Raw genomic sequence first — 24871 nt, 5'->3', positions numbered from 1 at the left:
AAAAAAGAGTGAATAAGGGGAGCTGGTAGGATGAAAATTAAAATGGGTTGGCTCGTGTTTCTCATGAGTCAGAGCTTACTACTAGGTGCGTGTTCGTTCGGACAGCCAGATGTGCAGCAGGAAGAAAGTGAATCAGTCACCAGGCCGAGTGTCGAAAGTAAGGTTGTGGCGCAGGATCTCTCCATTCCCTGGTCCATCCAGAAGCTTGGGGCTGTGTTCTACCTGACTCAACGGACAGGGGACATCGTTGAAATAAAGGATGGAAATAAATCCATAGTTAAGACCAGGCTTTCAAAGCCATTATCGGATCGACCTGAAGCGGGGCTGTTGGGGTTTGTGCTTCACCCGGATTTCGAATCGAATCAACAGGCCTTTGCCTATTATACGTACGGGGATTCAGATGCCAACTACAATCGGGTCGTAACCCTGAAGCGGAATGCAAGCGAATGGACAGAAGAAAAAGTCCTGTTGGACCGGATCCCAAGCGGTCAATTTCATCAAGGTGGCAGGCTTGAAATCGGTCCCGATCACAAGCTCTACATTACCACCGGGGATGCCACCAGGCAGGATCATGCTCAGGATCTCTCTTTCCTTGGTGGGAAAATTCTTCGCATGGATTTGGATGGCGGGATCCCGTCTGATAATCCATTTGAACAATCATACGTTTACAGCTACGGCCATCGGAATCCCCAAGGCCTGGCCTGGAATCAGGATGGAGCGCTTTATGAAACGGAACATGGTCCGAATGGATATGATGAAGTCAACCTGATCAAAGCCGGAAACAATTACGGCTGGCCGAAAATCACAGGTAGTGATAAGGAAGAGTCTATGATTTCTCCGCTGGCACACTCCGGTGAACCTTCATGGGCACCTTCTGGAGCGGACTTCTGGAATGCAGATTTCGTATTTGCATCCCTCGCTGGTCAAAGCGTAAAGCGATTTGATACGGAAACGGGGGAAGTAACCGATCTTCTCACTGGATTTGGACGTGTCAGGGATGTGCTGGTGGAAGGGGACACCCTTTATTTTGTCTCCAACAACACAGATGGGCGCGGAATCCCCCGTGAGAATGACGATAAGCTGTATGAGGTGGATTTGAAGTCAGTGATGAATGAAGAATAGAGTGACGGAAACCTCCCTTCGTTTTGGGGAGGTTTTTTTGCAAAAAAAAAACACGCTCAAAAGCGTGTTCATGAATGTTTATTTTCATCATTGGCTTTCAGAATCGCAATCACGAACATCCCAAAACTGAGCATCAGAGATAATACTTCGAATGTATTCATTATACATCGCCTCCTTATTCTAAGGCTTCCCGGATTCAAGATTGTCCTATACGCTTGAAATAAATGGAATGTTTCACTGCTTCTTTTCGTCAAATAATCCCGGGACATTTTCCAATGAATAGTTCCTGACATACCGGATCAATTTGATTTTTAACTCCTGCTCGAGGTCGTCCCTGTTTTCGAGTCGGGTCAAGTTCAATGATTTCCTGATTTTCGGTTCGAACCTCCGGATGACCTTCGTTTCATATTCCGTGTTACTCTTCGCTTCTTTGACTAAATCGTATAAAATTCCCATGGTTTATGATTCTCCTTTTTCTAAAATGGATTTTAATTTGCGTAACGCTTTTCGATGGGCTTTCGAGACGGCTTGTTGGGATACACCCTGCATTCTTGCTATCTCCGTATCAGACCGCTCCTGCACATAGGCTAAATCCAGGATATGCTTTTGTTTGTCGGTCAACGTTTTATAAGCCTGCAGGAGTTCTTCGTTCTCCAGGCATTCCATTAAGGTCGAATAATTGGTGAAAGGTGCAATATCCAATGCGGGATCCGGAACAAGGTCGACATACGATCCGCCATCTTCACCCACCTGGTTATCCAGGGTGAGAGGATGACGTTCGCTATATTTTCTTATATGCTTGTCAAAGTTCACACTATGAAAATAAAGGGATGAACTGACATAAGAGGTAAACCGGATATCAAAATAATAGGCTTTAAACGCTTCGTTTAAATGCTCTTCCTTCCTTGCACTGGGGTGACGTAAAAAATCTTCGACTAACTTACGGTTCTCGATTTGACTGATAAAGGACTCAACGGCTTTATTGTATTTGAGATGAGGATAATGACGATAAAATTCACTCACTAATGAATCCATTTTTTCACCACCAATAGAACATATGTTCGATTTTAAAGTAAAAAAAAGAGGAGAAAACATCTCTCTGCTTTTACTCTATAAAGAAGCGGAAGGGACCCATTTCCACAACCTTCTTCTCTTTAATCGATCCATAGTACTATCTATTAAACCACATATTACAGAATGAAGTAAGTGATGAATGCACTAATTTTCCCTTATTATCCACTTATTAGATGGGGGTAGGATTTTATAAAGGAGATTGAGGGTAGTTTATGTAATATAGTATACAAGGTTTATTCTTTATGAAAGGGAAGTGACGGGATGAGTGGTAAATGGAGGTTCGCCTTTCTTTTGGGAGGTTTGTTGCTGGGTGGATGTGCTGCAGACGATGGGAAGAAAGATCAGGATTCTACTGAAGTCAATTCGGATGTCCCTGCTGCCGAAACGGAACAGCCTGCGAATAAAATGGATGTTCTGGCCAACGATGAAAAGATCATAGAGATGTTAAAGAAGACCGGAGTCATAGCGGAAGACGCTACTCATGAAGAGATTGAAAAGGCTCTTCAGAAATACCTCCAGGATAAAAACAGTGACCAGCTGATGAATGAGAAAGAAAAGAAAAAATATATTGATGAGATTAAAAAGAAAATCCAGGAGGGCAGCTAGAAATTGGGAACGGGCAAGGGTGAAGAACCCTTGCCTGTTTCTTCATGAGATCAGCGCATGACACTGCCCCCTGAAATTTTGACCGATTCTCCGACAATGTTTGCGGCAGCATCACTTAATAGATAAACGATGGTGTTTGCGACTTCAACGGGGGAGGTTAATCTTCCTGAAGGAATGCTGTCCTTCGCGATTTCCAGTTGTTCCTCATAGCTTCTGCCTTCCCGTTCCCCTTTGGCTTTGATGGCGTTTCGACCCATCTCTGTATCGACATACCCCGGGCAAATGGCGTTGACTCTGATATCTTCCTCGATCGCTTCATGGGCAAAGGCCTGGGTGAACCCTGTCACTGCAAACTTGGATGCACTGTAAGCACTGTTTCCGTGGGTACCTCTCAGTCCGGAAAGGGATGAGATGTTAACGATCGCTCCACCTTTTAATCCCTTCATTTGGTTATAGACGTCCTGGGAGAGTTGAACCAGTGAGAAATAGTTTAGTTCCATGATTTTTCTCATATCTTCTTCAGTCAGTTTCTCCACCAGATCACCCCCGCCAATTCCGGCCGAATTCACAAGGCCTGTGATGGGACCGTGCTCTTTTCTTGCAGCAAATAGAAGCTGTTCGCGGTCTTCGGTTTTCGTAAGATCCGCTTTATGGAGAAAGACACTGGAAGGATCTTGGCATTCTGCTTTCAACTGATTCAGTTTTTCTTCATTCCGACCCGTAATCGTCACCTTGGCACCCGCTTGAACGGCAGTTTTTGCTGTTTCATATCCAATCCCCCCGGTGGCACCTGTGATAAGGATATGCTGATCTTTCAACGTGTTTTCATGAAAAATGAAACTCATTTTTTTACCTCCTTGTGATGTATAGTACGTTTTACCCGGGGGGGAGAGGTGGGAAACGGAAGTTGGCCGTTTTGAAAATAAAATCCCGTTTTTGAAAATAAAAGGGTGAGATTTGAAAATAAAAATGGATTTTTGAAAATAAAAGTAGTGAAATTGAAAATAAACGCTCCGGGACTCCACCTGCAACTGAAAAAGGACCCCGATTTGGAGTCCTTTCTACACGTTTTAACCTTTCCCGATCCCGTTTACAATCATCTGCACGGTCATTTCGATCTCTTTTTCATCATTCCAATCGGCTTCAGGAAGGAAAAGGTACCGAACGATGAGCAGGCCGAAGATGCTTGTAGCTGAAAATCGCACGACAGCTGGTGATGGCAGGTCGATAATCTGCCCCTTCTCTTTATAATGATCAACGAGGCGAACGAATTTCTCGAATACCTTTTCAGCGATATGCTCTCTGAACTGTTCTTTCAATTCGGGATGAAAAGGGATTTCCTGTATCAATATTTTAAAAGCGGTCATATTCTCTTTGAGGAACTCCTGGCGATTCAAAATCATCGCTTTCAGGAAATCTTCGTACCGGTCATACTTGGCATCAAGCACTTTATTAAGATCCCGGATTACAAAAGGAGCGATCAGTTTGGCCATCGTAGGGGATACAATCGAAAGAAGCAGGTCCTTCTTTGTTTTGTAATGCCGGAAGATGGTTCCTTCTGCGACGCCTGCCTTTTTAGCGATTTGACTGGTGGAAGTGGAGGCGTACCCTTTTTCAGCGAACATTTCGATGGCGGCCTCCACGATTTTCTGTTGTTTTTCTGTCAGTGATTCTTCTTCATCGAACAACTGTTTAAATATATTTTTTTCTTCAGACATTATTAAACCCCTAACTTGTCGTTCATTCCTACCCTATATTTTACGGTATTTTCGGAGGGCTGCAACATTAAGGACGATAAAGAGTAGAGAAAAACCGATCAGCACGGATAGATTAAAGAGTAAATCCCCGAATGCATAGCCGCGTATCATGACATCCCTTAGTGCATCAGCTGCATAATAAAGCGGGGTTAACGGCCCGATCCAGCTTAGCCACTCGGAGATGGTGTCTAAATTGAATAATCCCGAGAAAAAGATCTGAGGAACCACGACAATCGGAATGAACTGCATCATCTGTAATTCATTTTTAGCAAAAGCGGACAGCAATATTCCGAGAGTAAGAGCAGTGAACGATAAGGAAACGATGATGATCAATACGTTGAAAAAGCTGCCTTTCATCATCATGTCCAAGATGTAAATTGAGTACCACGAAATCAGGGATGCCTGAAGGAGCGTCACGATCCCGAAGCCGATCACGTAACTGACGACCATTTCCCAGATTTTAATGGGAGAAGCAAGCAATCGTTCGAGAGTTCCCGTCGTTCTCTCTCTTAAAAAAGACACGCCACTGATTAAAAAGACGAAGAAGAAGACGAAGAATCCAAGAAGAACGGGTCCAAAGAAGTCAAACATCTCCATATCCTTACTTCCATGCACATACTTCACTTCATCGGTCATGTTTTGTGAAGGAGAAGGGAATAAGGTCTGTACCTTCTTCATGACGGCCCCATTGACAGTGGGATCACTGCCTTCGATGACAATGGATGGTGAAGTGGGGTCTTCGAATGAAATATAGCCATCCAATTTTCCACTTTTAATGTCCTTCAATGCTTCATCAGGATTCCGATAGACTTGGAAATCCTCTGTATCAACCTTCGCTTCCATCTTTTGCGGCAGGTCTACAATGGCGACCTTTGCGTCATAATCCTCAGTGTCAAAAACAAGGTACAGCATGCTGAGGATCAGGAGTGGTGCCAGAAACATCAGGGCCAATGTGCGTTTGTCCCGGAGGAGCTGCTGAAGGATACGGATGATAAATCCACTAATTCTCAACGGAAACACCTCCATTTTTCAAAAAGACATCTTCAATTGAAGTGACCCCGTACGTTTCTTTAATCCCGGCAGGTGTGTCGCTTGAAATGATTTCTCCATGCTGCAGGAGACCCAGCGCGTCACATCTTTCTGCTTCATCCATGACGTGAGTCGTAATGATCAGCGTCCTGCCTTCTTCTTTCAGCCGGTGGAAGCTGTCCCAGATTTCTTTTCGCAGGACGGGATCGATCCCGACGGTCGGTTCATCAAGAAATAGGACTTCTGGGTCATGAAGGAGGGCAATGGCAAGGGAAAGTCTTCGTTTCATCCCGCCTGAATATTGATGAACCGGCTTGTTCAGGTGTTCAAGTAGATCGACGGTGTTCATCACTTTTTCGATTTGTGCTTTTCGGTCGTTTTTCTTTAATCCATAGAGGGATGCCATGAAGGATAGGTTTTCTTTAGCCGTCAGCTCATCGTATAGGGCATCGGATTGAGCCATATATCCGATGGTAGGGTAAAGGTCGTCTGCCTTCAGCTTGTTCCCTTTGAAGATCACACTGCCGGATGAAGGCGTTTCAAGTCCGATCATGAGCTTGATGATTGTCGTTTTCCCTGAACCTGACGGGCCCAATAATCCGTAGATTTGTCCTTTAGGAATAGCAAGATTGATTTTTTGTAATACGTTCTGTGAGCCAAATGATTTTGACAGCTCCCGTAATTGGATAATGGAATCCATGTAAATCACACCTTTCAAAAGTAGTGAGTGATTACTCACTATTAATATAAAGTAAGAGGATCGTTTTGTAAAGTGAGTAATCACTCACTAATTTATTCTTCTCATTTATTTTTAGAAGAGCCTACATGAAAAAAAGAGCCTGAGCAGCGGCCCAGACTCTTCTTATCTCATTATTTCACGTTGTCATTTTCCCATTGATAGCTCCAGAATCGTTCAACGGTGACCCATTTTAATGATTCAGGATCATTTTGCTGAATGCCTTTTTCAAGATCCTTCAGCATCCAGGCCGTTTGGGAGATATGGGCCTTCATGGCACCGATTTTTTGATCTTTGACCGGTGTGATATCAACAAAGATATCGGGTTTGCCCAATTCTTCTTCGCAATTCTTAGAGAATGCCAGGCAATGAAGCTTTGGTCTTGATGCTTTCGGAAGGCGTCTGACGGCACGGACGACGGCTCTTGCAGTTGCTTCATGATCCGGGTGGACCGAGTAGTCCGGGTAGAACGTGATGATGAGGGACGGGTTTAATTCTTCGATCAGCTCCGTCACCATGTTTGAAAGCTTTTCATCATTTTCAAATTCAAGGGTCTTATCCCGGTAGCCCATCATGCGCAGATCCTGTATTCCCATCACGTCGGCGGCTTTTTGCAGCTCTTTTTTCCGGATTAAAGGAAGGGATTCCCGGGTCGCAAATGGCGGGTTTCCTAAGTTCCTTCCCATTTCCCCTAATGTGAGGCATGCATAGGTGACGGGCGTTCCATTGTTCACGTGGGTGGAAATGGTCCCTGATACACCAAATGCTTCATCATCCGGGTGAGGGAAGATGACAAGTACCTGTCTTTCTTTTTCCATTTTGACCTCTCCTTTATTTATAGGTTCAAGTAGTTTAATTGAAAGGGGTTGGACTGATTTCAAGGGCAACGGCCAGTTTCCCGTCCCCGCCATGTCCTGCAAGCAGCAAGCGGCCCTGTTCATCCAATTCATAATGAGTCAATCCCTCGGCATAGATCCAGCCGATTTCAATTTTCAGACCGACACGGTAAGGTCCGTCCCCGATGATTTTTCCGTGCTCGTAGTTCACTTTTGCGTTACGTATATAGGCTCCCGCGGAGAAGAAGCCTTCATTGAAGTGTGAAGCGTAGGCTCCGTTGGTGGTTTCTAAATGTATATAAACGTCCTGACGGGCAAGCTGGGTGATGATTCCCTGCACATCGGCAATCTTAATTGGTTCCATTCTTTTTCCTCCTTAAATACAGAAAAGACTCTTAACCATTATGTACTATCTTACTAAAATTCATGATTGAATGCGAAAAGTATGATTGAGAGAAGGGGGATTCGCGACAGTGGAGGTCCGTACCTCAAAAAAAGGTGCCAGGCACGAATGGGTATATTCGTTCCTGGCACCTGGGCGGGAGAGTATTATTTATTGAAGCGGTTGTAGGCTCCGTGCATGACGGGCCCTACGTATTCGTTCAGTTTGAAGCCGTGTTTGATGGCTGCAGTGACAAAGGATTTGGCATTCTTAACCGCTTCTTTCACGTCTTGTCCATTGGCAAGGTTTGCCGTGATGGCTGCGGCGAACGTGCATCCTGCTCCGTGGTTATAGGTAGTTTCTACTTTCTCTTCTTCAAGTAGAGTGAATTCGCTTCCGTCATAGAATAGATCGAGTGCTTTATCGTGCTTTAATTGCTTTCCGCCTTTGATGACAACGTTTTTAGCTCCCAGGTCGTGAATCTTCCTGGCTGCTTCCTTCATTTCATCAATCGTTTTGATCGGACCGGTCCCGGCAAGCTGCCCCGCTTCGAACAGGTTAGGGGTGACAACGGTCGCACGCTGCAGTAAGTGCTCTCTCATGGCGTCGGTTGTTTCAGGGTGAAGGACTTCATCTTCCCCTTTACATACCATGACTGGATCGATAACGACTTTATTTAAACCGAATGCATCGATTTTTTTCGCCGCAAGTTCAATGATCTCGACCGTGCCAAGCATTCCTGTTTTCATGGCATCGATCCCGACAGACATAACCGTTTCCAATTGTGCTTCCAGAGTGTCGATGGACAGTGGGTGAACGTTATGGTGCCAATGGTTGTCAGGATCCATGGTCACGACAGTGGTAAGAGCCGTCATACCATATACGCCGTGCTCCTGAAACGTTTTAAGATCGGCTTGGATCCCGGCGCCTCCGCTTGAGTCGGATCCGGCGATCGTGAGTGTTTTTTTCATGGCTGCATTCCTCCTGTGATTTCGTTTCATTGTAAAAGTCTGACTAAAGAATATAATATCGGACGGGTAAATACAAATCCTTTTGACTATAGATGACGACAAAAAAGACGCCGGATGAAAATCCATCGACGTCTTTACGTAGCTGTTAGACAAACTTAGAAAGGTTTCGCATTATTATTCGTAGCTTCTTTAGAAGCAACAATGACAAGCTTGCCTTTATCAAGTTCTTCCTCATAGGCATCGGCTTCTGCCTGATTCATCCCGACAGACTTCATTTTCGAACGCAGTTCATCTCCGCGGCTGTTGAACATATTACCCATGGATTCAAGGATTCCTTGCTCTTTTATCCCGGTTGATTCCGTATTTGTTGCCTCTGTGATGTGTTTAGAGCGATGTTTGTCATGAGCGAATACGTAAATGTCATCTTTCGTATAACCTTCACTTGTGAACATTTCGATTTCTTTCTTTGCCTCTACCACATTCTGTACTGTTTGAACTTTATACATGTTTATTACCTCCGTGTTTTTATGTCTTGTCCCTTCTTTTCCCGGTAGGATCAACTTCAAACTTTCCAAAATATAGAAGTAGAATAAATGTTTCCAAGATTCTACATTATTTCCTATAATAGAAGAGAGGAAGGTGAAGGATTTGACAAGTCAACACAAGAAAATACAAGAAATGGAAGCGGTTTTGGCAGATTTGAAGGAGGCTGAAAGACAAACGGGTGCCTCTTTGGCCATTGACAATAGAAGAAGCGGGCGTCGGGGATTGACCAATACCCTCCTGGCTTCGTGGAAAAGAAGAGTGTTGCTCTTTCTGATGGTGCTCTTGCTAGGGGTGGGAGGGGCATCGATAGGAGTCTACTACTGGTTATCTGGCTCTACTTTTACAGAAGAAAAGGGCTCATTTGTGGAACGGATTCAAGAAATGAGTTCACTGGCCACGGCTCAAGGGTTTGTGAAAGCCGTGATCGAGCAGGAAGATAATCAGTTATTCGGGAAAGAAATCAATGCGGATCTTCCCGGAACGAAACGAAAACTTCTGATGGTCGTTCCCGGGACCGTCCTTGCCGGGGTGGATTTACAAGAGATCGATGACAAAGATATAGTAGTAAATGAAGAGAAGAAAGAAATCCGGCTTACGCTGCCCCGTGCGGAAATCCTTCAGGAACCGTCCATCGATACGGACAATATCAAGACGTTCTCTGTGGAAGGGATCTTCCGGAATGATGTAGACTGGAATGAAGGGTTTGCCCTTGCGGAAGTGGCAAAGGATCAAATCAGTCAGGAAGCGATCGAACAGGGGATCCTTCAAGCTGCTGAAAAAAATGCTGAAAAATCATTGACGGGTTTCTTTGAACAATTAGGGTACGATGTGACGATTGAATTTCAAAACTAGAAAGGGTGTCTGCTGGTGTCGGCGATTTTTCAAAATGATTGGGGACACGTTCTGGAAGATGAACTTCAGAAGGAGTACTACCGGGATTTACGGGAATGGCTGAAAGGGGAGTATCAGACGAACCTTACTCATCCACCCATGCACGATATTTTTAACGCTTTTCACTATACAGCCTTTGAAGACGTAAAGGTTGTCTTACTGGGGCAGGATCCGTATCATGGAGCAAATCAGGCAGAGGGCTTGAGTTTTTCTGTGAAAAAAGGGGTGAAAATTCCTCCCTCCCTGCGAAACATGTACAAGGAGCTTCAGGAGGATGTGGGATGTCCGATTCCCAATCACGGCTCACTGGTGAAATGGGCCGAACAGGGTGTCCTCCTATTAAATACAGTGCTGACCGTCGGGGACGGCAAGGCCCACTCCCATAGAGGGAAGGGGTGGGAACGGTTCACAGATCGAGTCATCTCCTTATTGAATGAGCGGGAGAAGCCGGTGGTGTTTTTGCTATGGGGGAAGCCTGCCCAGGCGAAGCAGTCGTTGATTGATTCATCCAGGCACTACATTGTCACGGCTCCCCATCCGAGCCCTTTATCGGCCCACCGCGGCTTCTTTGGAAGCAGACCTTATTCAAAAACGAACGGGTTTCTTCGTGAACAGGGAATGGAAGAAATCGACTGGTGTGTAGAATCGTGATGTTTCACGTGAAACACAGAGGGAGGAAGCTTTGTGAAAAAGGAAGAAAGGATCAACTGTTTTCAATGTCAGTATTTTTATACAACGTGGGAGCAGGCTCACCCGCGGGGATGTAAAGGCTACGGGTTTAAAACAAAAGCGATGCCTTCCCTTGTGGTTTTACAATCCTCCGGGAGTCCATGCATGAAATTCAAGGCGAAACAAAGATGATATTTGCGAAATCCTTCAATAAGAATTAGGATAAAGACGTACATACTGTAGACCTTGTGGAAGGAGTCAATCATTGTGAATATCCCACATCAATCATTAATCAAGAAAATCGAACATGAACTCGGTAAAGCGAAGTCTGCTGAAAAGTCCCAGCAAATCCGTGAACATGTTTATTCAATAAAAGCACTATGTGAAGTATTGCTGGAGGAGAACAACGGGGCATCCACCCAGCCTGCGTTTTCCCAACCTCAGCAAACGATGCCGTATTTCCAGGAATCACAGCCTGTTCAGAAGCCCGTTTCCATTCAGAAGGAAGAGCCTCTCGAAACAGATGACGGAGCCAATGGCAATTCTTTATTTGACTTTTAACCTAGGAGGTTCATCATGAAAACATTTATCATTATCGGTGCCATCAACGCCTTTTTATCCGTGGCACTTGGAGCTTTCGGTGCCCACGCATTGGAAGGGAAGATTTCACAGAAATACATCGATACGTGGAATACAGGGGTTCTTTATCAAATGTTCCATGCGATCGGGATCATCATCGTCGGAGTGCTGATGGGAAATGTCACGCCAACATCCCTGCTTTCCTGGTCAGGCTGGCTGATGCTGATCGGAATCATTCTTTTCTCTGGAAGCCTTTACGTACTGAGCATCTCAGGAGTGAAAATCCTAGGGGCGATCACACCGCTTGGAGGAGTAAGCTTCCTCGTCGCCTGGGTACTTTTGATCGTATTTGCAGCGAAAACATTATAAACAAAAAAGATACCCTGTCAGGAAGTGGATTTCCTGACAGGGTATTTTTTTAGCGTTGGGAATAGCTTTGCATGGAGCCTCCCGCACCATATGGATATTCATACTCGATTTCTTCATCAAATGTAATGTAATCAAGATAAATCATCGGAATGAGGTACCGTGTGCCGGTTTGTGGATCGCTCAGGATAAGGTGATCCCGGCCGGCGGCTTCAATGATCCCTTTGAACACCTTCGCATTCCATTCCTTATTATTTTCAAACGTCGTATAAACCGTCGCGACTTTTCCTTTATTCAACCTGAGAATATTCTCGATATACGACTCTTCAATCGGAAGCATTCCCGGAACATTTTGAGAAGGCGCCGGGGCATTCGTAGGGGAAGGAATTTGAAACCCTCCACCGCCTTGCTGCTGGGGATAGTATTGTCCCTGACCTTGCCCACCACCGTAATACTGACCATAAGGATTATAAGCAGATTGATTATACCCTTGATACGGGTTTGATTGTTGGTTCGCCAAACCGAATACCTCCTTTAAGTAAGATTAATATACTTTCGGACAATCACCTTGAGTGGGTTGAAAGAAACAGTGGGACTTGAACCGCCCGGAGTTCGACTGGTTATACCATTGATCCGGACAGCTCCCGGCCGGCTTAAAGAACCAAAGGGAGTAAGACGCAGGGTGATACCTGCCACCTTTAATGGTCTTCCGCGCCAAATCGATATCCTTCTGCCGGGCCCGCTGATAGAAATAGCTTTTCTGGGTGGCCTCAAATCCACCGGGACTCTGAAACACCATATCCTGAAGATTAGCCAATTGCTTAAAGTCAAGGCAATCGGACCGGACCCGATTCACACCGACATTTCCCACCATAAGCATTCCAAGCTGTCCTTCACCCTCGGCCTCAGCCCTCATCAGTCGAGCCAGGAGCTTCACTTCCTTCTCGTTATAAGGAATAACACCCATCTTCTCCCACCTCACTTTAGAAGATGCTATGTCTCACTATTTCATGTCTATGTGGTGGGAGAAATATTTATTCATTTGTTTTATTGACTGAACCCATAAAAAAACGACAAGCCAAAGGGACTTGTCGTTTATGTTGTATTTAGTTGACGTGAAGGAATTTAGAAATACCTTCTTCTTTTAACAGGTTTCCTACGTAGAAGGCACCGAACTCACCGAAGCGGGCGCTTACTTCGTCAAAACGCATTTCGTATACGAGCTTTTTGAACTGAAGCACGTCATCGGCGAACAGAGTGACACCCCATTCGTAATCATCGAAACCAACAGATCCCGTAATGATCTGTTTCACTTTACCTGCGTATTGGCGGCCGATCATACCATGACTTCTCATCATGTCACGACGCTCTTCCATCGGCAGCATGTACCAGTTATCATTCCCCTGGCGGCGCTTGTCCATCGGGTAGAAGCAGATATGCTTCGCTTTTGGAAGGATCGGGTAGATGCGTTCCTGTACGTATGGATTCTCGTAAGGATCGCCCTCTGAAGGCATGTAGTTGCCGAGTTCCACTACAGAAACGTATGAGAATGTCGGAATAGTGAACTCAGCGATTTTCAGCTTGTTGAATTCATTTTCCAGCTCATTTAGTTCTTCCATTGTCGGACGAAGGATCATCAGCATGAAGTCCGCTTTCTGCCCAACAATCGTGTAAAGGGCATGGCTTCCTTCTTTTGCATCCTGAGTGCTGTTCAATCGATCTAAGAAACGGTGGAATTCTGAAATAGCCGAGGCTCTCTCTTCACTCGGAAGCATCTTCCATGAAGTCCAGTCCATTGCGCGAAAATCATGCAGGGAATACCAACCATCTAATGTTTGTGCCGGTTCTGCCAACGTAATCACTCCTTAAAGTACTTTTTCCAACTTTACTATATCATAGTTTCACCCTAGAGTAAGAATACAAAACCCAATGTCGCAAAAATGGCACAAATGGTGGATAGCCGGTGGATTTCTGGAACACACTATCCTCGTAGATTGTCATATAGGCTTAGGTTATTGTCAGTTTGGGTAAAATTATTAGAAAACAAAGACTTTTGAGTTGAAACCGGTATCATTACTCCTTTTCCTTGAATTCTTCATTGAGAAGAGTATTCTAAGATTGGATATGTATAAATCAAGGAGGTTCCTCTATTGAGCAACTTATTTACAACATTAACGGATAAAGTAAAAGGCAAAGAGTTAAAGATCGTTTTCCCTGAGGGGACGGATGAACGCATTCTGACAGCAGCATCCCGTTTGTCTGCTGACGGTATCCTGACACCGATCGTAGTCGGAAACGTGGATGAAGTGAACGCCAAAGCGGATCAGCTGGGAGTCAAGCTTGACGGTTGTGACGTCCTCGACCCGGCATCATTTGCTGGAATGGACGAGCTTGTGAAAGCATTCGTGGAACGTCGAAAAGGAAAAGCGACTGAAGAAGATGCGAAGAAAATTCTCTTGGACGGAAACTACTTCGGTACGATGCTTGTATACACCGGCCAGGCTCACGGACTTGTAAGCGGAGCTGCCCACTCAACGGCTGATACGGTTCGCCCGGCCCTGCAGATCATCAAAACAAAAGAAGGCGTCCGCAAAACATCCGGTGTCTTCATCATGGTACGTGAAGACGAGAAGTATGTATTCGCTGACTGTGCGATCAATATCACACCTGACAGCCAGGATCTAGCTGAAATCGCCATCGAAAGTGCGAAGACAGCTGACATGTTCGATATCGATCCACGCGTTGCGATGCTGAGCTTCTCGACAAAAGGATCGGCTAAATCACCTGAAACGGAAAAAGTGGTAGAAGCCGTATCTCTCGCAAAAGAAAAAGCACCGGAACTGACTGTCGACGGTGAATTCCAATTTGACGCTGCCTTCGTTCCATCCGTAGCAGAGAAGAAAGCACCTGGTGCGGACATTCAAGGGGATGCCAACGTATTCGTATTCCCAAGTCTTGAAGCAGGAAACATCGGATACAAAATCGCACAACGTTTAGGAAACTTCGAAGCAGTAGGCCCGATCCTTCAAGGACTGAACGCCCCTGTGAACGATCTTTCCCGCGGTTGTAACGAAGAAGATGTGTACAAGCTTGCATTGATTACGGCAGCTCAGGCGCTGTAAGGAGATTGATGTATTGGGAAACCGGATCCTTTAGGGGGTTCGGTTTTTTTGTGTTCTTTATTAGTGCCAGGCACCAGGTGATGGATCCGGTATTTGTTCACCCGTCCGGCCCCTTTTTCAGAAACCCCACCATTATGTGATATAATGAGCTCGCATGTTGTAAGTGAAGGAGAAGCGTTATGGATAAGGAAAAAGCGTATGCACTGCTTCGTCAAGATCGATGGAGAGTGATTGATCAATCAAGTTTGGGACCGATGTTCGGGGCCCTGCAGTCGTTTGCCATGGACGATACATTGTGCACGGTGATCGGAGCAGGTCAGTCTGATCCGACGGCACGCTCATGGGTCCATCATCAAACGGTTGTATTAGGCATTCAAGATACAAAACTGCCGTTTCTTTCTGATGCCTTAGAGGTGTTGGAAGAGGAAGGCTACCGATATATTGTACGAAACTCCGGGGGCCTTGCGGTCGTATTGGATGAGGGGGTACTGAATCTCTCATTGGTTTTCCCAGATTCTGAAAAAGGCATCGACATTAACCGTGGATACGACGCGATGTGGCTGCTGGTAAAGGATATGTTCAGGGAATTTGACGTGGAGATCGAAGCGAAGGAGATCACACAGTCTTACTGTCCCGGCAGTTACGATCTCAGCATCAATGATCAGAAGTTCGCGGGGATCTCCCAGCGGAGGATCCGAAACGGAGTAGCCGTTCAGGTGTATCTTTGCGTCAGTGGGAGCGGTTCTGAGCGGGCGGGACTGATTCAGCGTTTTTATGAGACCGGACTGAAGGGTGGAACGTCGAAGTTTACGTTTCCGACAATTGACCCTGAGGTGATGGCTTCTTTATCGGAGCTCTTAGGCGTCGAATTATCGATTCAAGATGTGATGCTCCGCTTCCTGCAATCGTTGAAAGGATTCAGCGGCGAATTTTACAGCAGTGCCCTCCAGGGAGAAGAGTATGGGATGTACGAGATGTATTATCAGCGGGTCGTGGATCGGAATGAAAAGGTATTAGGATAATGAAGAGAGCGGGACTTCTATGGGAATGGGAGTCCGGCTTTTTTTATCCCGGCATCCCTTCTCTACCAAAAAACCAGCACGCCCACAGGCGCACTGGTTGGGAATCCCATTATTCAGCAACTTTCTCGAGATTTCCGTTTCGGTCCATCTTGAATCGCGGTGCTTTCGATTCGTCTTCATCGAATACGACGAGTTTTCTGGCCCGGTTCATGATTTGCATGAGTGTTTCGTAGTCTTCCTGCATCGTAACGGAGTTGTTTTCAAGGGCTTTGACTTTCTTTTCGAGATCGGCATTCTCTTTTCGGAGGTCGGAAATCTCCTGCTTCAATCTCTGATTCTCAATTTTCACGTAGTCGGAGTTCATGTTGGTTTGGGCCAGGTTCTGAAGGAACGCGATCACCTTTTCAAGGGTGACTTCCCCTTTAAGTCCCGATGGTTTTACAACATGGTTGGCAGCAGGTGCTTGTGGCGCCACGTAAGCTTGTTCCTCACTTGCTTCCACTTTAAAGTTCTGTGCTGCTTCTTCAGTTTCTTTCCCCAGTTGCTCTGTTTCCGGTACGTAGTTCTCGTACTCGGCAAATTCCATTTCTTCTTCCGCTTCAGACATTGATAGAGACATAGCGTCTAAATCTTCGAAGGAAGGTGTCGGTGGCTGGTATAATAGCTTTTTCTTGCCGCCCTGGTCTTTCCCGAGGATGCGGTGGCGCTGTTTGCGTTGTTTTTTTGCTAGTGAAAGAGCTTTCTCGTACTGATGGCGCACGACGGCGTTCCAGCGGAATCCACATGCGGCGGATGTGCGGTTCAGTTTGTCCCCGACTTCCTCGAAGGCATTCAGCTGTGTGCTGCCTTCACGCACATGACGTAGGACCGTTTCTGCCAATAATAGATCATTTTCTTCCGTCCAGGCATCCTGTCTTGTTTTCATCATCATTTTCATCTCAACTCCCAAAGTTTTCTTAAAGTATTCGTTGATTAAAGGATGGACCATTTAGAAGGTTTTTATACGAATATGTTAAAATTATTTTCTGTCTGCTAGTTTCGTTGTATCAGTGATGAACGTATGCAGGATGGAAACGATGTTCACTTGCAATACATGACTGAAAACTGTATTCTATAAATCGATGTTTACGACGTATAAAATCCATTTCAATAGATAGAAAGGGTTGTTGACAGATGGCAAACGAATTCCGTGTTTGCGATGATTGTCAGGCCGTTAACCTAAAGACCTTGATCCCGAAATTAAAGGATATTGATCCGGATGCACCGATCGACATTGCGTGCCAATCCTATTGTGGTCCAGGACGCAAAAAGACATTCGCTTTTGTGAATAATCGTCCTGTAGCGGCGTTGACTGAAGAAGAACTGATGGAAAAAGTGATCAAGAAAATAAAGAAATGAAGGGAAACTTCCACCTGAGGGAGTTTTTTCTTTTCTACTGATAAAAATAAATAAAGGTTTGCGGTTCTTTGGAAAAGGAAACTACATAAGGGGCATAGAAATAAGTAGGAGAGAATTTTTTGTCAAGCGTCCAAATTTTTTTGAAGGATTTGGAACGCTTGCGGTTGAACTATCAAAGGACAAATACCTATTTTTTTCGACAAAATTCGAGATGAAAGCGATGACGCAAGTCGCTATAATAGAAATATGCTAGTTTAGGAAGAGGGTAGAAGATGGAGTATGCCAAGCAGAAATTACATGAAGAAAAAGTATTTAAAGACCCTGTTCATCGCTATGTTCATGTAAAGGATCGCGTGATTTGGGATTTGATCGGGACGAAAGAGTTCCAGCGACTCCGCAGAATCAGACAGCTCGGAACCACCTACTTGACCTTTCACGGGGCAGAACACAGCCGGTTCAATCATTCTCTTGGCGTGTATGAGATCATTCGCCGCATCGTCGATGATGTCTTCGTCGGAAGACCGGAGTGGAATCAGGATGAGCGATTACTGTCATTGTGTGCTGCGTTATTGCATGATCTTGGGCACGGACCGTTTTCCCATTCCTTTGAAAAGGTGTTTCACCTCGATCACGAGCATTTTACCCAAGCCATCATCTTAGGGGATACAGAGGTGAACGCGGTTCTCGGTAAAGTGGCACCGGATTTTCCAAAACATGTGGCAGAAGTGATCGCGAAGACGTACAGTAACAAGCTGGTCGTCAGCCTCATTTCAAGCCAGATCGATGCCGATCGTATGGATTATCTGCAGCGTGACGCCTATTTTACAGGGGTTAGCTATGGACATTTCGACATGGAGCGGATCCTCCGTGTCATGAGGCCGCGTGAAGATCAGGTCGTCATCAAGCAAAGCGGGATGCATGCCGTGGAGGATTACATAATGAGCCGCTATCAGATGTACTGGCAGGTATATTTCCATCCGGTCACCAGAAGCGCAGAAGTGATCCTGACGAAAATATTACATAGGGCAAAGGAGCTTCATGAAGAATCCTATTCCTTTAAGCAAAGCCCGATCCATTTTTATTCCCTGTTTGAGGGGGAAGTGGCCCTTGAGGATTACTTAAAGCTGGATGAAGCGGTCATCATGTACTATTTTCTGATTTGGCAGGAAGAAGAGGATCCGATTTTACGGGACTTATGCGAGCGGTTCATGAACCGGAATCTCTTCAAGTACGTGGAATTTGATCCGGCGAAGGAATACAAGAAGCACAGTGAACTGGAAGCCCTCTTTAAAAAGGCGGGAATCGATCCCGATTATTATTTAGTGGTGGACTCATCTTCAGATCTTCCATACGATTTCTACAGGCCAGGCGAAGAAGAGGAACGCCTCCCGATCCATCTATTAATGAAAAATGAGGAGCTTCGTGAACTTTCCAGACAGTCGGATATCGTGGATTCCATCTCCGGAAAGCGCCGGACCGATCATAAATTATACTATCCAGTGGATTTACTATATGACGAATCAACAAAGAAAAATATTAAGCGCCAGATACGTTCGATTCTGGAGTTGTAGACAAGAGCCTGACATATGCAATACTAGGAGTAGGAGATGACGTACATTGTTAAAAGAGCATGCAAAATTGATGAGTGCCTTCTTAGCCTCGGGTGAAGTGGTGGGAAGAAAGAAGCTTCAGAAGATGATATACATCGCGAAGAAGCTTGAATTCCCGTTTCAGGAAAAATTTCAATTTCATTTTTATGGTCCGTACTCGGAGGAACTGACGCTTCGGGTGGAGGAGCTATGCAATATGGGGTTCATCTCCGAGGTGAAGGAAAAAAAAGGCGGCTACTTTCAATACCGCTATGCCGTCACGAAAGAAGGGGAGGACTTCCTGGAAATCTATGAAAAGGATATGCCCTGCCTGAAGGATTGCCTTACGGATATGAACGTTCAATCAGCACGTTTTTTGGAACTGGTTTCGACCATCTTATATTTTGATAATCTTTCAAAAGAAGAAGTCGTGGAAAAAGTGTTCACACTCAAGAGCAAGCAGAAATATACAGAAGAAGAAATCGACGAAGCCTTCGCTTACATTGATGGACTAAAATCGAAAAAAATCGTTCAGTAGAGAACGTTCTTATAGGATTGAAAGGGGGGATCACTCGACAGGAGTGATCCCCCTTTATATAATCTTGCTATTTTGATGATTGATCCATTTTTTCAATGATTTGATCAAGCTTTTCTTCAACCTGTTTGTCTTGGTTCCGCTGCTGGATCCTTCTGTTTCGAAGCCCTTTCGCCACCACAAAAGCGACAACGACAATGGCTATAAGTAAAGCCGTCATGAACAACTGTAAGAAAACATCGCCAATCGTCATGTCCATTCATTTCATCCTTTCCGTCGACTGTATGGTATATCGTATTCTTAAGATGCAAATGTTGCCCGTGTGGAATCCCGGATTTATGAAAAGGCGAAGACATAAGACAAGCCCGCTGAAAAGGAATGCCTTTTCAGCGGGCTTGTCTTATGTTTGCTTCTATTGATCACTGAGTCTCTTGCCTCCGACGGCATAGTGACCCTTCGTCATTTCTTCAATGAAGACGACGATTTTTTCTTCAGGGGCACCGGTTGTTTCGCTGACGGCTTCTGTCACTTTTTCAACGAGGGCACGTTTTTGCTCTTCTGAACGGCCTTCGAGCATTTTTACGGTGATATAAGGCATAATGATTCGCTCCTTGGTTTTGGATTTGGTACAATCTGTGGTAGGCTCCTGTATTCATGCCTACCATTTAAATGTAATGGGTAGGGGATGAGAGAGCAAGTTTGGTATGATGGAAAGATGAAGTGTCATGAAGGCAGGAATTTTTCTGTATACTATGGAATAAGAAAGTAAAACATTTTTTAAAGGAGTACATACTTTGGATACAATTAGCTCACTTTTTGAGTCGATCTCCGTCTTTCGGTTGGAAGAGCTTCCGTTTGTCGTGATCGCCCTCGTCATGGCCTTTACGGTTCATGAGTTCGCACACGCCTTTGTGGCATACAAGTTCGGGGATACGACAGCGAAGGATCAGGGAAGACTCACATTGAATCCGATTCAGCATCTGGACCCCCTGGGAACCATTTTAATATTAATCGCGGGATTTGGCTGGGCGCGGCCTGTGCCGGTCATGAGATCACGTTTTAAGAATCCCCGGTTGGCGGGAGTGTTGGTATCGGTTGCCGGCCCCCTGAGTAATTTTTTACTGGCGTTCATTGCATTCGGTTTTTTCTATTTCTTTGTAGGGGTGACGGGCGGAGTCGGGGTACCGCCGTTTGTCATTGATCTCCTGCAGATGATCGTTTACTTGAACGTACTGTTGTTTGTCTTCAACTTACTGCCGTTCCCTCCACTGGATGGGTACCGGATCATCGAGGACTTGTCACCGAATCATGTCAGGGCAAAATTGTCCCAGTATGAGCAATATGGCGTTCTGCTGTTTTTGATCATTATCATCACGCCTCTGGACGAATATACGATCTGGCCGTTATTACAAGGCGGCATGACCGCGACCAATCAGGCATTCAGTGCGATATTCACGACTATTTTTTCAATCTTTAACTAGAAGGAGTGACGTTTCATGGAAAAGAAAAAAAACATTGGATTCAATATCATCAAAAGTGATCCCACTGACGGCCATGGCGGATACGGGGTAGGGTCATTGAGCCTTGATAATGTTTCGCCTGTGATGATTGATGTCGAAGAAGGTGAAGCGACGATCGAAATCGGCGCCTTGCATGCAAGAAGCCCGATTGAAAAAGGGATCAAGTTCACGAATAACCGTGAGGACTCGGCTGGCGGTAAGCTGTACTGGCTGATCTGGGTGACCATCGACCGGATGGAAGAAGGCCCGTACTATGCAGGCATGACGGCTTGTGAGCTCGTCGTGAACCGCGAGAAGCGCAGGGGCTACAAGTCCATGCCGGAACATGTGAACAATATGGATAAATCCATCAAGCGGAAGATCGTCCTGGATCACCTGGACGACAGATCCAAAGGAATTCTCACGGACTTTTTAAAGAATCATGATGAAGGTATGTGGGAACGCTCAAAGGATGAACTGAAGGAAGCGCTAAAAATAAAATAGATCGTTTTGTGAACAAAATGTGACATTTTTTTGAATATGTCGTTCACATCTTGCTCTATGGGTGGAAAAAAAGTACACTTAAATCACAGTTTGCACATAAACTAGGACATGAAAAACCCCGGGTTCGCACAAACCCGGGGTTTTTTGTTATATCGAAAAGCGGAGGTGGCTCGTTCAGAGGCGATAAGCATAAGGCGAGCCAATCGGAAAGGCGCCCTTTGCCTTTTTGGTTTGCTTGACTTATGACCTCGAGCCTCTAGCCGCCGGAGCTGGACATGTCGAAAATCCCATTTCCAGCTAAATAACAATAAAAACTAAAAGATCCAATCCTTCACTTTATCATACCAGGGCTTCTTTTCTTTTTCCGGTACCTTTTCTTTCGGTGCTTCTTTTTCACCCAGATGTTCATGGCAGTATTCTGTCGGTTCTGTGCCTTTTACAAAATAGGTGAAGCGCTGAACGGGACAGTCTTTTGTTGCGAGCAGTCCGTTATGGGGGTTCACGGCCACGCCGACGACGCCCTTGGTCGGTTTGAAGTTCTTGACGGGTTCATCCTTCAGGGCTTCCTCCATGAAGTGGACCCAGATTTTCTTGGCATAGTATTTATCATCGACCAGGGAGACTTCTTTTCCTTTATCGTATCCGGTCCACACTCCCGCTGTTAATTGAGGGGAGTAGCCGATCATCCAGTTGTCTGTATTGGTTGTCCCGGATTTACCTGCATAGGGACGGGTCGCGTCTTTCCGGATCTGGATCCCTGTGACCGTCGAGTAATCATTGAGCTTAGGATCGAATATCCCGGTGAGCATATGGGTCATGACGTAGGTGAGATCCGGGTCGAGTACCTGCTCTTTTTTAGATTTCTGTTCATAGATGATGTTCCCCGACCAGTCTTCCACTCTTGTAATGAAGACGGGCTTCACTTTGTAGCCGCCATTGGCAAAGATGCTGTAGGCATTGACCATATCGATGACCCGTGCCCCTGACGTACCGAGTGCCGAAGATGGGTATTTTTTCACCTTAGTCGTCAATCCGAACTTCTCTTTTGCCGTTTTCGTCAAGGTGTCCTGACCGATGAAGAGGTGGGTCTTCACGGCGTAGACGTTATCAGATAGAGCGATGGCCTGGGCCAGGGTGATGTCACCATCTGCATATTTATTGTTGTAATTATGAGGGGTGTACTTTTTTCCATCATCGAATGTGAAGGACGTCATTTCGCTCTTCATCGTCGTGGATGGCGTAAACCCCTGCTTTAAAGCAGAGTAGTAGAGTAGCGGCTTGATCGTTGATCCCGGCTGGCGGATTGCCTGCACGGCACGGTTAAATGGACTCTCTTCGTAATTTCGACCCCCGACTAAAGCTGTTACATATCCATTTTTAGGGTTCATGGACACAAACCCCAATTGGATATCCGATTTATCGGGGATCTGTTCCTTCACGACTTTCTCGGCGGCTTTCTGGTGATCGGGGTTTAGGGTCGTGTATACCTTCAGTCCTCCCATCTCAATCGTGCGTTCCTCGATTCCCAAGTCGGAGCGGAGGATGCTTTTCACGACATCTTGAAAATAGGGGGCGGTTTCCGCCTTTTGATGGGCGTGCTCGCCTGTGATGCGGATTGGTGCGGCTTTGGAAACGGTCTCTTGCTCTTTTGTTATAAAGCCGTCATCGGTCATGGACTGAAGAATGAGTTCCTGTCGATTCTTGCTATTTTCAAGATGGGTGACAGGCGAATAGTAGGACGGTGCTTTCGGTATCCCGGCGAGCATGGCCGCTTCGGAAACCGTCAATTGATTGGCATCCTTGCCGAAGTAATATTGACTAGCTGCCTGGACACCGTATGCGCCGTGTCCGTAATAGATGGTATTTAAATAGCCTTCTAGAATGTCCTTCTTGGAGTAGTTCATTTCAATCCTTATCGTATAAAGCGCTTCTGAAATCTTTCGTTTCCACGTCTTATCATGAGAAAGAAATAGATTGCGAGCGTACTGCTGTGAAATGGTACTGGCCCCCTGTACCTTCGACATCGCTTTGACGTCGGCCAGTGCTGCCCCTGCCATCCGCTTCAGGTCAAACCCGTAATGCTGATAGAAGCTTTTGTCTTCAATGGAGATCGTCGCTTCAATGAGGGCAGGTGAGATTTCCTTCAGTCCCACCCAGTAACGCTTCTCGTCTGTATTCGTTTCTCCTATGACCGAACCATCCTCACCGTAGATCAAAGTAGATTGAGGGACGGCAAGGGGAGGCGGCCCCTGGACCTTAGCGTAAATCAAAACCCCCATGATCCCCAACAAAAAGAGGACCATAGCCGCGAGAGCCCCGACCACTGCAAATCTCGCATATTTCTTTGTCTTCCCCATTCGAGCCATCAGTTCCATACCTCTCCCTACTTTCCCTACAGAGGTCCGCATCATTTGAGGGACGGACCTTGGATTTTTCTTATAGTTGTCATCTCGTTTATACTGATTACTGTGTAGTATCAGTATGAAAAGATTTACGAGATTTTAAACCTCAAAGGTTTAGAAAAAATTTCACTTGAAATTTTGCTAGATTCCACTATACTTTTTCTCATGTTTGTATTTATCATGATAGGGAAGGATAAAAATGACGTCCGTTCCGGATGTTTTTATAAATAGGAGTAAAGCCCGTTATGTCAGGGTTTCGCTTAACAGAGTGATCTATTTTGTCCTAAAGATGAACGTGTGAAAACTCAAACTAGTGGTATATGATTTTGACAGCGAAGATCGACCTATGCTGGAAAAACTGATAAAAATATGAAAACAAGAAGGGAAGTTGAAACAATGAGTGGACTTTGGTACACAGAGAAACAAACAGAAAACTTCGGGATCACGATGAAAATCAAAAAGACTTTACATACAGAGCAAACGGATTTTCAATATCTTGAAATGGCTGAAACAGAAGAATGGGGCAATATGCTGTTCCTTGACGGCATGGTCATGACGAGCCAGAAGGATGAGTTCGTCTATCACGAAATGGTCGCGCATGTTCCATTATTCACGCATCCGAACCCGGAGAACGTGTTGGTTGTCGGCGGTGGAGACGGAGGCGTCATCCGTGAAGTGTTGAAACACCCAAGCGTGAAAAAGGCCGTACTGGTTGAAATCGATGGGAAAGTGATCGAGTACTCCAAGAAGTATCTTCCTGAGATTGCAGGAGAATTAGAGAATGAGCGCGTGGATGTACAAGTCGACGACGGCTTCATGCACATCGCGAAGAGTGAGAACGAATATGACGTGATCATGGTCGATTCCACTGAGCCTGTTGGCCCGGCGGTGAACTTGTTCACAAAAGGATTCTACGCAGGGATCTCGAAAGCCCTGAAAGAAGACGGAATCTTCGTCGCGCAGTGTGACAACCCTTGGTTCAAAGCAGACCTTATCCGCCAGGTACAGAGCGACGTAAAGGAAATCTTCCCAATCACACGTCTGTACACAGCGAGTATCCCCACATACCCAAGCGGATTGTGGGCCTTCACGATCGGTTCCAAAAAGCACGACCCGATCGAAGTGCCGGAAGAGCGTTTCCACGACATCGAAACGAAATACTACACACCGGAACTGCACAAAGCAGCATTCGCCCTTCCGAAATTCGTTAAAGACCTGACAAAATAAATGGGAGGG

At 45.6% G+C, this 24871-nt stretch carries 32 protein-coding genes; 14 read left to right on the top strand and 18 right to left on the bottom strand.

Going from position 1 to position 24871, the window contains the following annotated elements; translation table 11 throughout:
- Window positions 1-30 precede the first annotated feature (30 nt).
- Window positions 31-1122: a PQQ-dependent sugar dehydrogenase gene (locus AC0VXY_RS21535; protein WP_475526500.1), complete on the top strand. Its 1092-nt coding sequence runs from the start codon at window positions 31-33 to the stop codon at window positions 1120-1122.
- A 68-nt stretch (window positions 1123-1190) separates the two neighbouring features.
- Here AC0VXY_RS21535 and AC0VXY_RS21530 read toward each other — a convergent pair whose 3' ends face one another.
- From AC0VXY_RS21530 to AC0VXY_RS21520, 3 genes are all read right to left on the bottom strand, one after another.
- Entirely contained in the window at window positions 1191-1283 is a 93-nt protein-coding gene (locus AC0VXY_RS21530) for a putative holin-like toxin (RefSeq protein ID WP_219169586.1), read from the bottom strand.
- 73 nt (window positions 1284-1356) lie between these two features.
- Window positions 1357-1578 (bottom strand): helix-turn-helix domain-containing protein, encoded by a 222-nt coding sequence (locus AC0VXY_RS21525; RefSeq protein ID WP_435988918.1) that lies wholly within the window; start codon window positions 1576-1578, stop codon window positions 1357-1359.
- Window positions 1579-1581: 3 nt separating this feature from the next.
- Window positions 1582-2157, bottom strand: coding sequence for a sigma-70 family RNA polymerase sigma factor (locus AC0VXY_RS21520; RefSeq protein WP_435988919.1), 576 nt, complete (start codon window positions 2155-2157; stop codon window positions 1582-1584).
- A gap of 300 nt (window positions 2158-2457) precedes the next feature.
- Here AC0VXY_RS21520 and AC0VXY_RS21515 point away from each other — a divergent pair, with 300 nt between their 5' ends.
- Window positions 2458-2802: a hypothetical protein gene (locus AC0VXY_RS21515; RefSeq protein ID WP_475526499.1), complete on the top strand. Its 345-nt coding sequence runs from the start codon at window positions 2458-2460 to the stop codon at window positions 2800-2802.
- A gap of 50 nt (window positions 2803-2852) precedes the next feature.
- On the opposite strand, the gene AC0VXY_RS21510 is transcribed toward AC0VXY_RS21515, so the two are convergent.
- The 8 genes from AC0VXY_RS21510 to AC0VXY_RS21475 all read right to left on the bottom strand — a co-directional run bounded on the left by AC0VXY_RS21510 (window position 2853) and on the right by AC0VXY_RS21475 (window position 9019).
- Window positions 2853-3647 (bottom strand): SDR family NAD(P)-dependent oxidoreductase, encoded by a 795-nt coding sequence (locus AC0VXY_RS21510; protein WP_475526498.1) that lies wholly within the window; start codon window positions 3645-3647, stop codon window positions 2853-2855.
- A 225-nt stretch (window positions 3648-3872) separates the two neighbouring features.
- Window positions 3873-4520 (bottom strand): TetR/AcrR family transcriptional regulator, encoded by a 648-nt coding sequence (locus AC0VXY_RS21505; RefSeq protein ID WP_261749256.1) that lies wholly within the window; start codon window positions 4518-4520, stop codon window positions 3873-3875.
- A 33-nt stretch (window positions 4521-4553) separates the two neighbouring features.
- Entirely contained in the window at window positions 4554-5570 is a 1017-nt protein-coding gene (locus AC0VXY_RS21500) for an ABC transporter permease (RefSeq protein ID WP_475526496.1), read from the bottom strand.
- Window positions 5560-6288, bottom strand: coding sequence for an ABC transporter ATP-binding protein (locus tag AC0VXY_RS21495; RefSeq protein ID WP_475526495.1), 729 nt, complete (start codon window positions 6286-6288; stop codon window positions 5560-5562). The genes AC0VXY_RS21500 and AC0VXY_RS21495 overlap by 11 nt, the downstream gene beginning before the upstream one ends.
- Window positions 6289-6458: 170 nt before the next feature.
- Window positions 6459-7142, bottom strand: coding sequence for a bacillithiol biosynthesis deacetylase BshB2 (bshB2, locus tag AC0VXY_RS21490; RefSeq protein ID WP_098438675.1), 684 nt, complete (start codon window positions 7140-7142; stop codon window positions 6459-6461).
- Between the two features lie 34 nt (window positions 7143-7176).
- Window positions 7177-7524: a YojF family protein gene (locus AC0VXY_RS21485; protein ID WP_475526494.1), complete on the bottom strand. Its 348-nt coding sequence runs from the start codon at window positions 7522-7524 to the stop codon at window positions 7177-7179.
- A gap of 185 nt (window positions 7525-7709) precedes the next feature.
- On the bottom strand, window positions 7710-8513 hold the full coding sequence (pdxK, locus tag AC0VXY_RS21480; RefSeq protein ID WP_435988926.1) for a pyridoxine/pyridoxal/pyridoxamine kinase: 804 nt from the start codon (window positions 8511-8513) through the stop codon (window positions 7710-7712).
- A 155-nt stretch (window positions 8514-8668) separates the two neighbouring features.
- Window positions 8669-9019 (bottom strand): YflT domain-containing protein, encoded by a 351-nt coding sequence (locus AC0VXY_RS21475; protein WP_435988927.1) that lies wholly within the window; start codon window positions 9017-9019, stop codon window positions 8669-8671.
- A 133-nt stretch (window positions 9020-9152) separates the two neighbouring features.
- On the opposite strand from AC0VXY_RS21475, the gene AC0VXY_RS21470 reads away from it, so the two are divergent.
- From AC0VXY_RS21470 to AC0VXY_RS21455, 4 genes are all read left to right on the top strand, one after another.
- Window positions 9153-9911 (top strand): DUF4230 domain-containing protein, encoded by a 759-nt coding sequence (locus AC0VXY_RS21470; RefSeq protein ID WP_475526493.1) that lies wholly within the window; start codon window positions 9153-9155, stop codon window positions 9909-9911.
- 15 nt (window positions 9912-9926) lie between these two features.
- Window positions 9927-10601, top strand: a complete 675-nt coding sequence (locus AC0VXY_RS21465) for a uracil-DNA glycosylase (RefSeq protein WP_475526492.1) — start codon at window positions 9927-9929, stop codon at window positions 10599-10601.
- A 285-nt stretch (window positions 10602-10886) separates the two neighbouring features.
- Complete coding sequence (locus AC0VXY_RS21460) at window positions 10887-11180, top strand: YwdI family protein (RefSeq protein ID WP_475526491.1); 294 nt, start codon at window positions 10887-10889, stop codon at window positions 11178-11180.
- Between the two features lie 15 nt (window positions 11181-11195).
- On the top strand, window positions 11196-11567 hold the full coding sequence (locus tag AC0VXY_RS21455) for a DUF423 domain-containing protein (RefSeq protein ID WP_475526490.1): 372 nt from the start codon (window positions 11196-11198) through the stop codon (window positions 11565-11567).
- A gap of 49 nt (window positions 11568-11616) precedes the next feature.
- Here the strand turns inward: AC0VXY_RS21455 and gerQ are convergent, their stop codons facing one another.
- From gerQ to hemQ, 3 genes are all read right to left on the bottom strand, one after another.
- Complete coding sequence (gene gerQ / locus AC0VXY_RS21450) at window positions 11617-12084, bottom strand: spore coat protein GerQ (RefSeq protein WP_336200802.1); 468 nt, start codon at window positions 12082-12084, stop codon at window positions 11617-11619.
- Between the two features lie 24 nt (window positions 12085-12108).
- The gene (locus AC0VXY_RS21445) at window positions 12109-12531 is read right to left on the bottom strand and encodes a cell wall hydrolase (protein ID WP_435988932.1); all 423 of its coding nucleotides are present in this window, start codon (window positions 12529-12531) and stop codon (window positions 12109-12111) included.
- A gap of 139 nt (window positions 12532-12670) precedes the next feature.
- Window positions 12671-13417 (bottom strand): hydrogen peroxide-dependent heme synthase, encoded by a 747-nt coding sequence (gene hemQ / locus AC0VXY_RS21440; protein ID WP_435988933.1) that lies wholly within the window; start codon window positions 13415-13417, stop codon window positions 12671-12673.
- A gap of 297 nt (window positions 13418-13714) precedes the next feature.
- Here hemQ and pta point away from each other — a divergent pair, with 297 nt between their 5' ends.
- Together pta and lipL are read left to right on the top strand one after the other, a co-directional pair.
- Window positions 13715-14686, top strand: coding sequence for a phosphate acetyltransferase (gene pta, locus AC0VXY_RS21435; protein WP_475526489.1), 972 nt, complete (start codon window positions 13715-13717; stop codon window positions 14684-14686).
- 179 nt (window positions 14687-14865) lie between these two features.
- Window positions 14866-15708, top strand: a complete 843-nt coding sequence (gene lipL / locus AC0VXY_RS21430; RefSeq protein WP_475526488.1) for an octanoyl-[GcvH]:protein N-octanoyltransferase — start codon at window positions 14866-14868, stop codon at window positions 15706-15708.
- Between the two features lie 109 nt (window positions 15709-15817).
- Here the strand turns inward: lipL and AC0VXY_RS21425 are convergent, their stop codons facing one another.
- The gene (locus AC0VXY_RS21425; RefSeq protein WP_435994351.1) at window positions 15818-16633 is read right to left on the bottom strand and encodes an RsfA family transcriptional regulator; all 816 of its coding nucleotides are present in this window, start codon (window positions 16631-16633) and stop codon (window positions 15818-15820) included.
- Window positions 16634-16881: 248 nt separating this feature from the next.
- On the opposite strand from AC0VXY_RS21425, the gene AC0VXY_RS21420 reads away from it, so the two are divergent.
- The 3 genes from AC0VXY_RS21420 to AC0VXY_RS21410 all read left to right on the top strand — a co-directional run bounded on the left by AC0VXY_RS21420 (window position 16882) and on the right by AC0VXY_RS21410 (window position 19233).
- Window positions 16882-17106, top strand: a complete 225-nt coding sequence (locus AC0VXY_RS21420; protein ID WP_060674304.1) for a YuzB family protein — start codon at window positions 16882-16884, stop codon at window positions 17104-17106.
- A gap of 272 nt (window positions 17107-17378) precedes the next feature.
- Window positions 17379-18677, top strand: coding sequence for an HD domain-containing protein (locus tag AC0VXY_RS21415; protein ID WP_475526487.1), 1299 nt, complete (start codon window positions 17379-17381; stop codon window positions 18675-18677).
- A 46-nt stretch (window positions 18678-18723) separates the two neighbouring features.
- Window positions 18724-19233 carry a YwgA family protein gene (locus AC0VXY_RS21410; protein WP_435988937.1) on the top strand — a complete coding sequence of 170 codons (510 nt, stop codon included), beginning with the start codon at window positions 18724-18726 and terminating at the stop codon, window positions 19231-19233.
- Between the two features lie 67 nt (window positions 19234-19300).
- Here the strand turns inward: AC0VXY_RS21410 and AC0VXY_RS21405 are convergent, their stop codons facing one another.
- Together AC0VXY_RS21405 and AC0VXY_RS21400 are read right to left on the bottom strand one after the other, a co-directional pair.
- Window positions 19301-19489: a DUF4083 family protein gene (locus tag AC0VXY_RS21405; RefSeq protein ID WP_435988938.1), complete on the bottom strand. Its 189-nt coding sequence runs from the start codon at window positions 19487-19489 to the stop codon at window positions 19301-19303.
- Between the two features lie 153 nt (window positions 19490-19642).
- Window positions 19643-19828 (bottom strand): 2-hydroxymuconate tautomerase, encoded by a 186-nt coding sequence (locus AC0VXY_RS21400; protein WP_034765056.1) that lies wholly within the window; start codon window positions 19826-19828, stop codon window positions 19643-19645.
- Window positions 19829-20105: 277 nt separating this feature from the next.
- Between AC0VXY_RS21400 and AC0VXY_RS21395 the strand changes: the two genes are divergently transcribed.
- Both AC0VXY_RS21395 and AC0VXY_RS21390 read left to right on the top strand, forming a co-directional pair.
- Window positions 20106-20711, top strand: a complete 606-nt coding sequence (locus tag AC0VXY_RS21395) for a site-2 protease family protein (protein ID WP_435994353.1) — start codon at window positions 20106-20108, stop codon at window positions 20709-20711.
- Between the two features lie 15 nt (window positions 20712-20726).
- Entirely contained in the window at window positions 20727-21233 is a 507-nt protein-coding gene (locus tag AC0VXY_RS21390; RefSeq protein ID WP_475526486.1) for a YwhD family protein, read from the top strand.
- Window positions 21234-21547: 314 nt separating this feature from the next.
- On the opposite strand, the gene AC0VXY_RS21385 is transcribed toward AC0VXY_RS21390, so the two are convergent.
- Complete coding sequence (locus AC0VXY_RS21385; RefSeq protein ID WP_475526485.1) at window positions 21548-23608, bottom strand: transglycosylase domain-containing protein; 2061 nt, start codon at window positions 23606-23608, stop codon at window positions 21548-21550.
- A 423-nt stretch (window positions 23609-24031) separates the two neighbouring features.
- Between AC0VXY_RS21385 and speE the strand changes: the two genes are divergently transcribed.
- Window positions 24032-24862 (top strand): spermidine synthase, encoded by an 831-nt coding sequence (gene speE / locus AC0VXY_RS21380; protein WP_435988941.1) that lies wholly within the window; start codon window positions 24032-24034, stop codon window positions 24860-24862.
- Window positions 24863-24871 lie beyond the last annotated feature (9 nt).

The sequence above is a fragment of the Rossellomorea sp. QJM3NY_18 genome (genome assembly GCF_056173145.1).
The sequence above is the reverse complement of the archived record's forward strand: the minus strand, read 5'-3'. Positions and strand labels throughout refer to the sequence as shown.

Bases quoted from the DNA above. Each gene is read 5' to 3' on its own strand.
- AC0VXY_RS21505 (WP_261749256.1), bottom strand. From the start codon at position 4,520: ATGTCTGAAGAAAAAAATATATTTAAACAGTTGTTCGATGAAGAAGAA.
- AC0VXY_RS21485 (WP_475526494.1), bottom strand. From the start codon at position 7,524: ATGGAACCAATTAAGATTGCCGATGTGCAGGGAATCATCACCCAGCTT.
- AC0VXY_RS21420 (WP_060674304.1), top strand. From the start codon at position 16,882: ATGGCAAACGAATTCCGTGTTTGCGATGATTGTCAGGCCGTTAACCTA.
- AC0VXY_RS21530 (WP_219169586.1), bottom strand. From the start codon at position 1,283: ATGAATACATTCGAAGTATTATCTCTGATGCTCAGTTTTGGGATGTTC.
- AC0VXY_RS21475 (WP_435988927.1), bottom strand. From the start codon at position 9,019: ATGTATAAAGTTCAAACAGTACAGAATGTGGTAGAGGCAAAGAAAGAA.
- AC0VXY_RS21445 (WP_435988932.1), bottom strand. From the start codon at position 12,531: ATGGGTGTTATTCCTTATAACGAGAAGGAAGTGAAGCTCCTGGCTCGA.
- AC0VXY_RS21425 (WP_435994351.1), bottom strand. From the start codon at position 16,633: ATGAAAACAAGACAGGATGCCTGGACGGAAGAAAATGATCTATTATTG.
- AC0VXY_RS21535 (WP_475526500.1), top strand. From the start codon at position 31: ATGAAAATTAAAATGGGTTGGCTCGTGTTTCTCATGAGTCAGAGCTTA.
- AC0VXY_RS21405 (WP_435988938.1), bottom strand. From the start codon at position 19,489: ATGGACATGACGATTGGCGATGTTTTCTTACAGTTGTTCATGACGGCT.
- AC0VXY_RS21495 (WP_475526495.1), bottom strand. From the start codon at position 6,288: ATGGATTCCATTATCCAATTACGGGAGCTGTCAAAATCATTTGGCTCA.
- AC0VXY_RS21390 (WP_475526486.1), top strand. From the start codon at position 20,727: ATGGAAAAGAAAAAAAACATTGGATTCAATATCATCAAAAGTGATCCC.
- AC0VXY_RS21515 (WP_475526499.1), top strand. From the start codon at position 2,458: ATGAGTGGTAAATGGAGGTTCGCCTTTCTTTTGGGAGGTTTGTTGCTG.
- AC0VXY_RS21415 (WP_475526487.1), top strand. From the start codon at position 17,379: ATGGAGTATGCCAAGCAGAAATTACATGAAGAAAAAGTATTTAAAGAC.
- AC0VXY_RS21400 (WP_034765056.1), bottom strand. From the start codon at position 19,828: ATGCCTTATATCACCGTAAAAATGCTCGAAGGCCGTTCAGAAGAGCAA.
- pdxK (WP_435988926.1), bottom strand. From the start codon at position 8,513: ATGAAAAAAACACTCACGATCGCCGGATCCGACTCAAGCGGAGGCGCC.
- bshB2 (WP_098438675.1), bottom strand. From the start codon at position 7,142: ATGGAAAAAGAAAGACAGGTACTTGTCATCTTCCCTCACCCGGATGAT.
- AC0VXY_RS21525 (WP_435988918.1), bottom strand. From the start codon at position 1,578: ATGGGAATTTTATACGATTTAGTCAAAGAAGCGAAGAGTAACACGGAA.
- speE (WP_435988941.1), top strand. From the start codon at position 24,032: ATGAGTGGACTTTGGTACACAGAGAAACAAACAGAAAACTTCGGGATC.
- lipL (WP_475526488.1), top strand. From the start codon at position 14,866: ATGGATAAGGAAAAAGCGTATGCACTGCTTCGTCAAGATCGATGGAGA.
- AC0VXY_RS21510 (WP_475526498.1), bottom strand. From the start codon at position 3,647: ATGAGTTTCATTTTTCATGAAAACACGTTGAAAGATCAGCATATCCTT.
- AC0VXY_RS21520 (WP_435988919.1), bottom strand. From the start codon at position 2,157: ATGGATTCATTAGTGAGTGAATTTTATCGTCATTATCCTCATCTCAAA.
- AC0VXY_RS21385 (WP_475526485.1), bottom strand. From the start codon at position 23,608: ATGGAACTGATGGCTCGAATGGGGAAGACAAAGAAATATGCGAGATTT.
- AC0VXY_RS21395 (WP_435994353.1), top strand. From the start codon at position 20,106: ATGGCCTTTACGGTTCATGAGTTCGCACACGCCTTTGTGGCATACAAG.
- AC0VXY_RS21455 (WP_475526490.1), top strand. From the start codon at position 11,196: ATGAAAACATTTATCATTATCGGTGCCATCAACGCCTTTTTATCCGTG.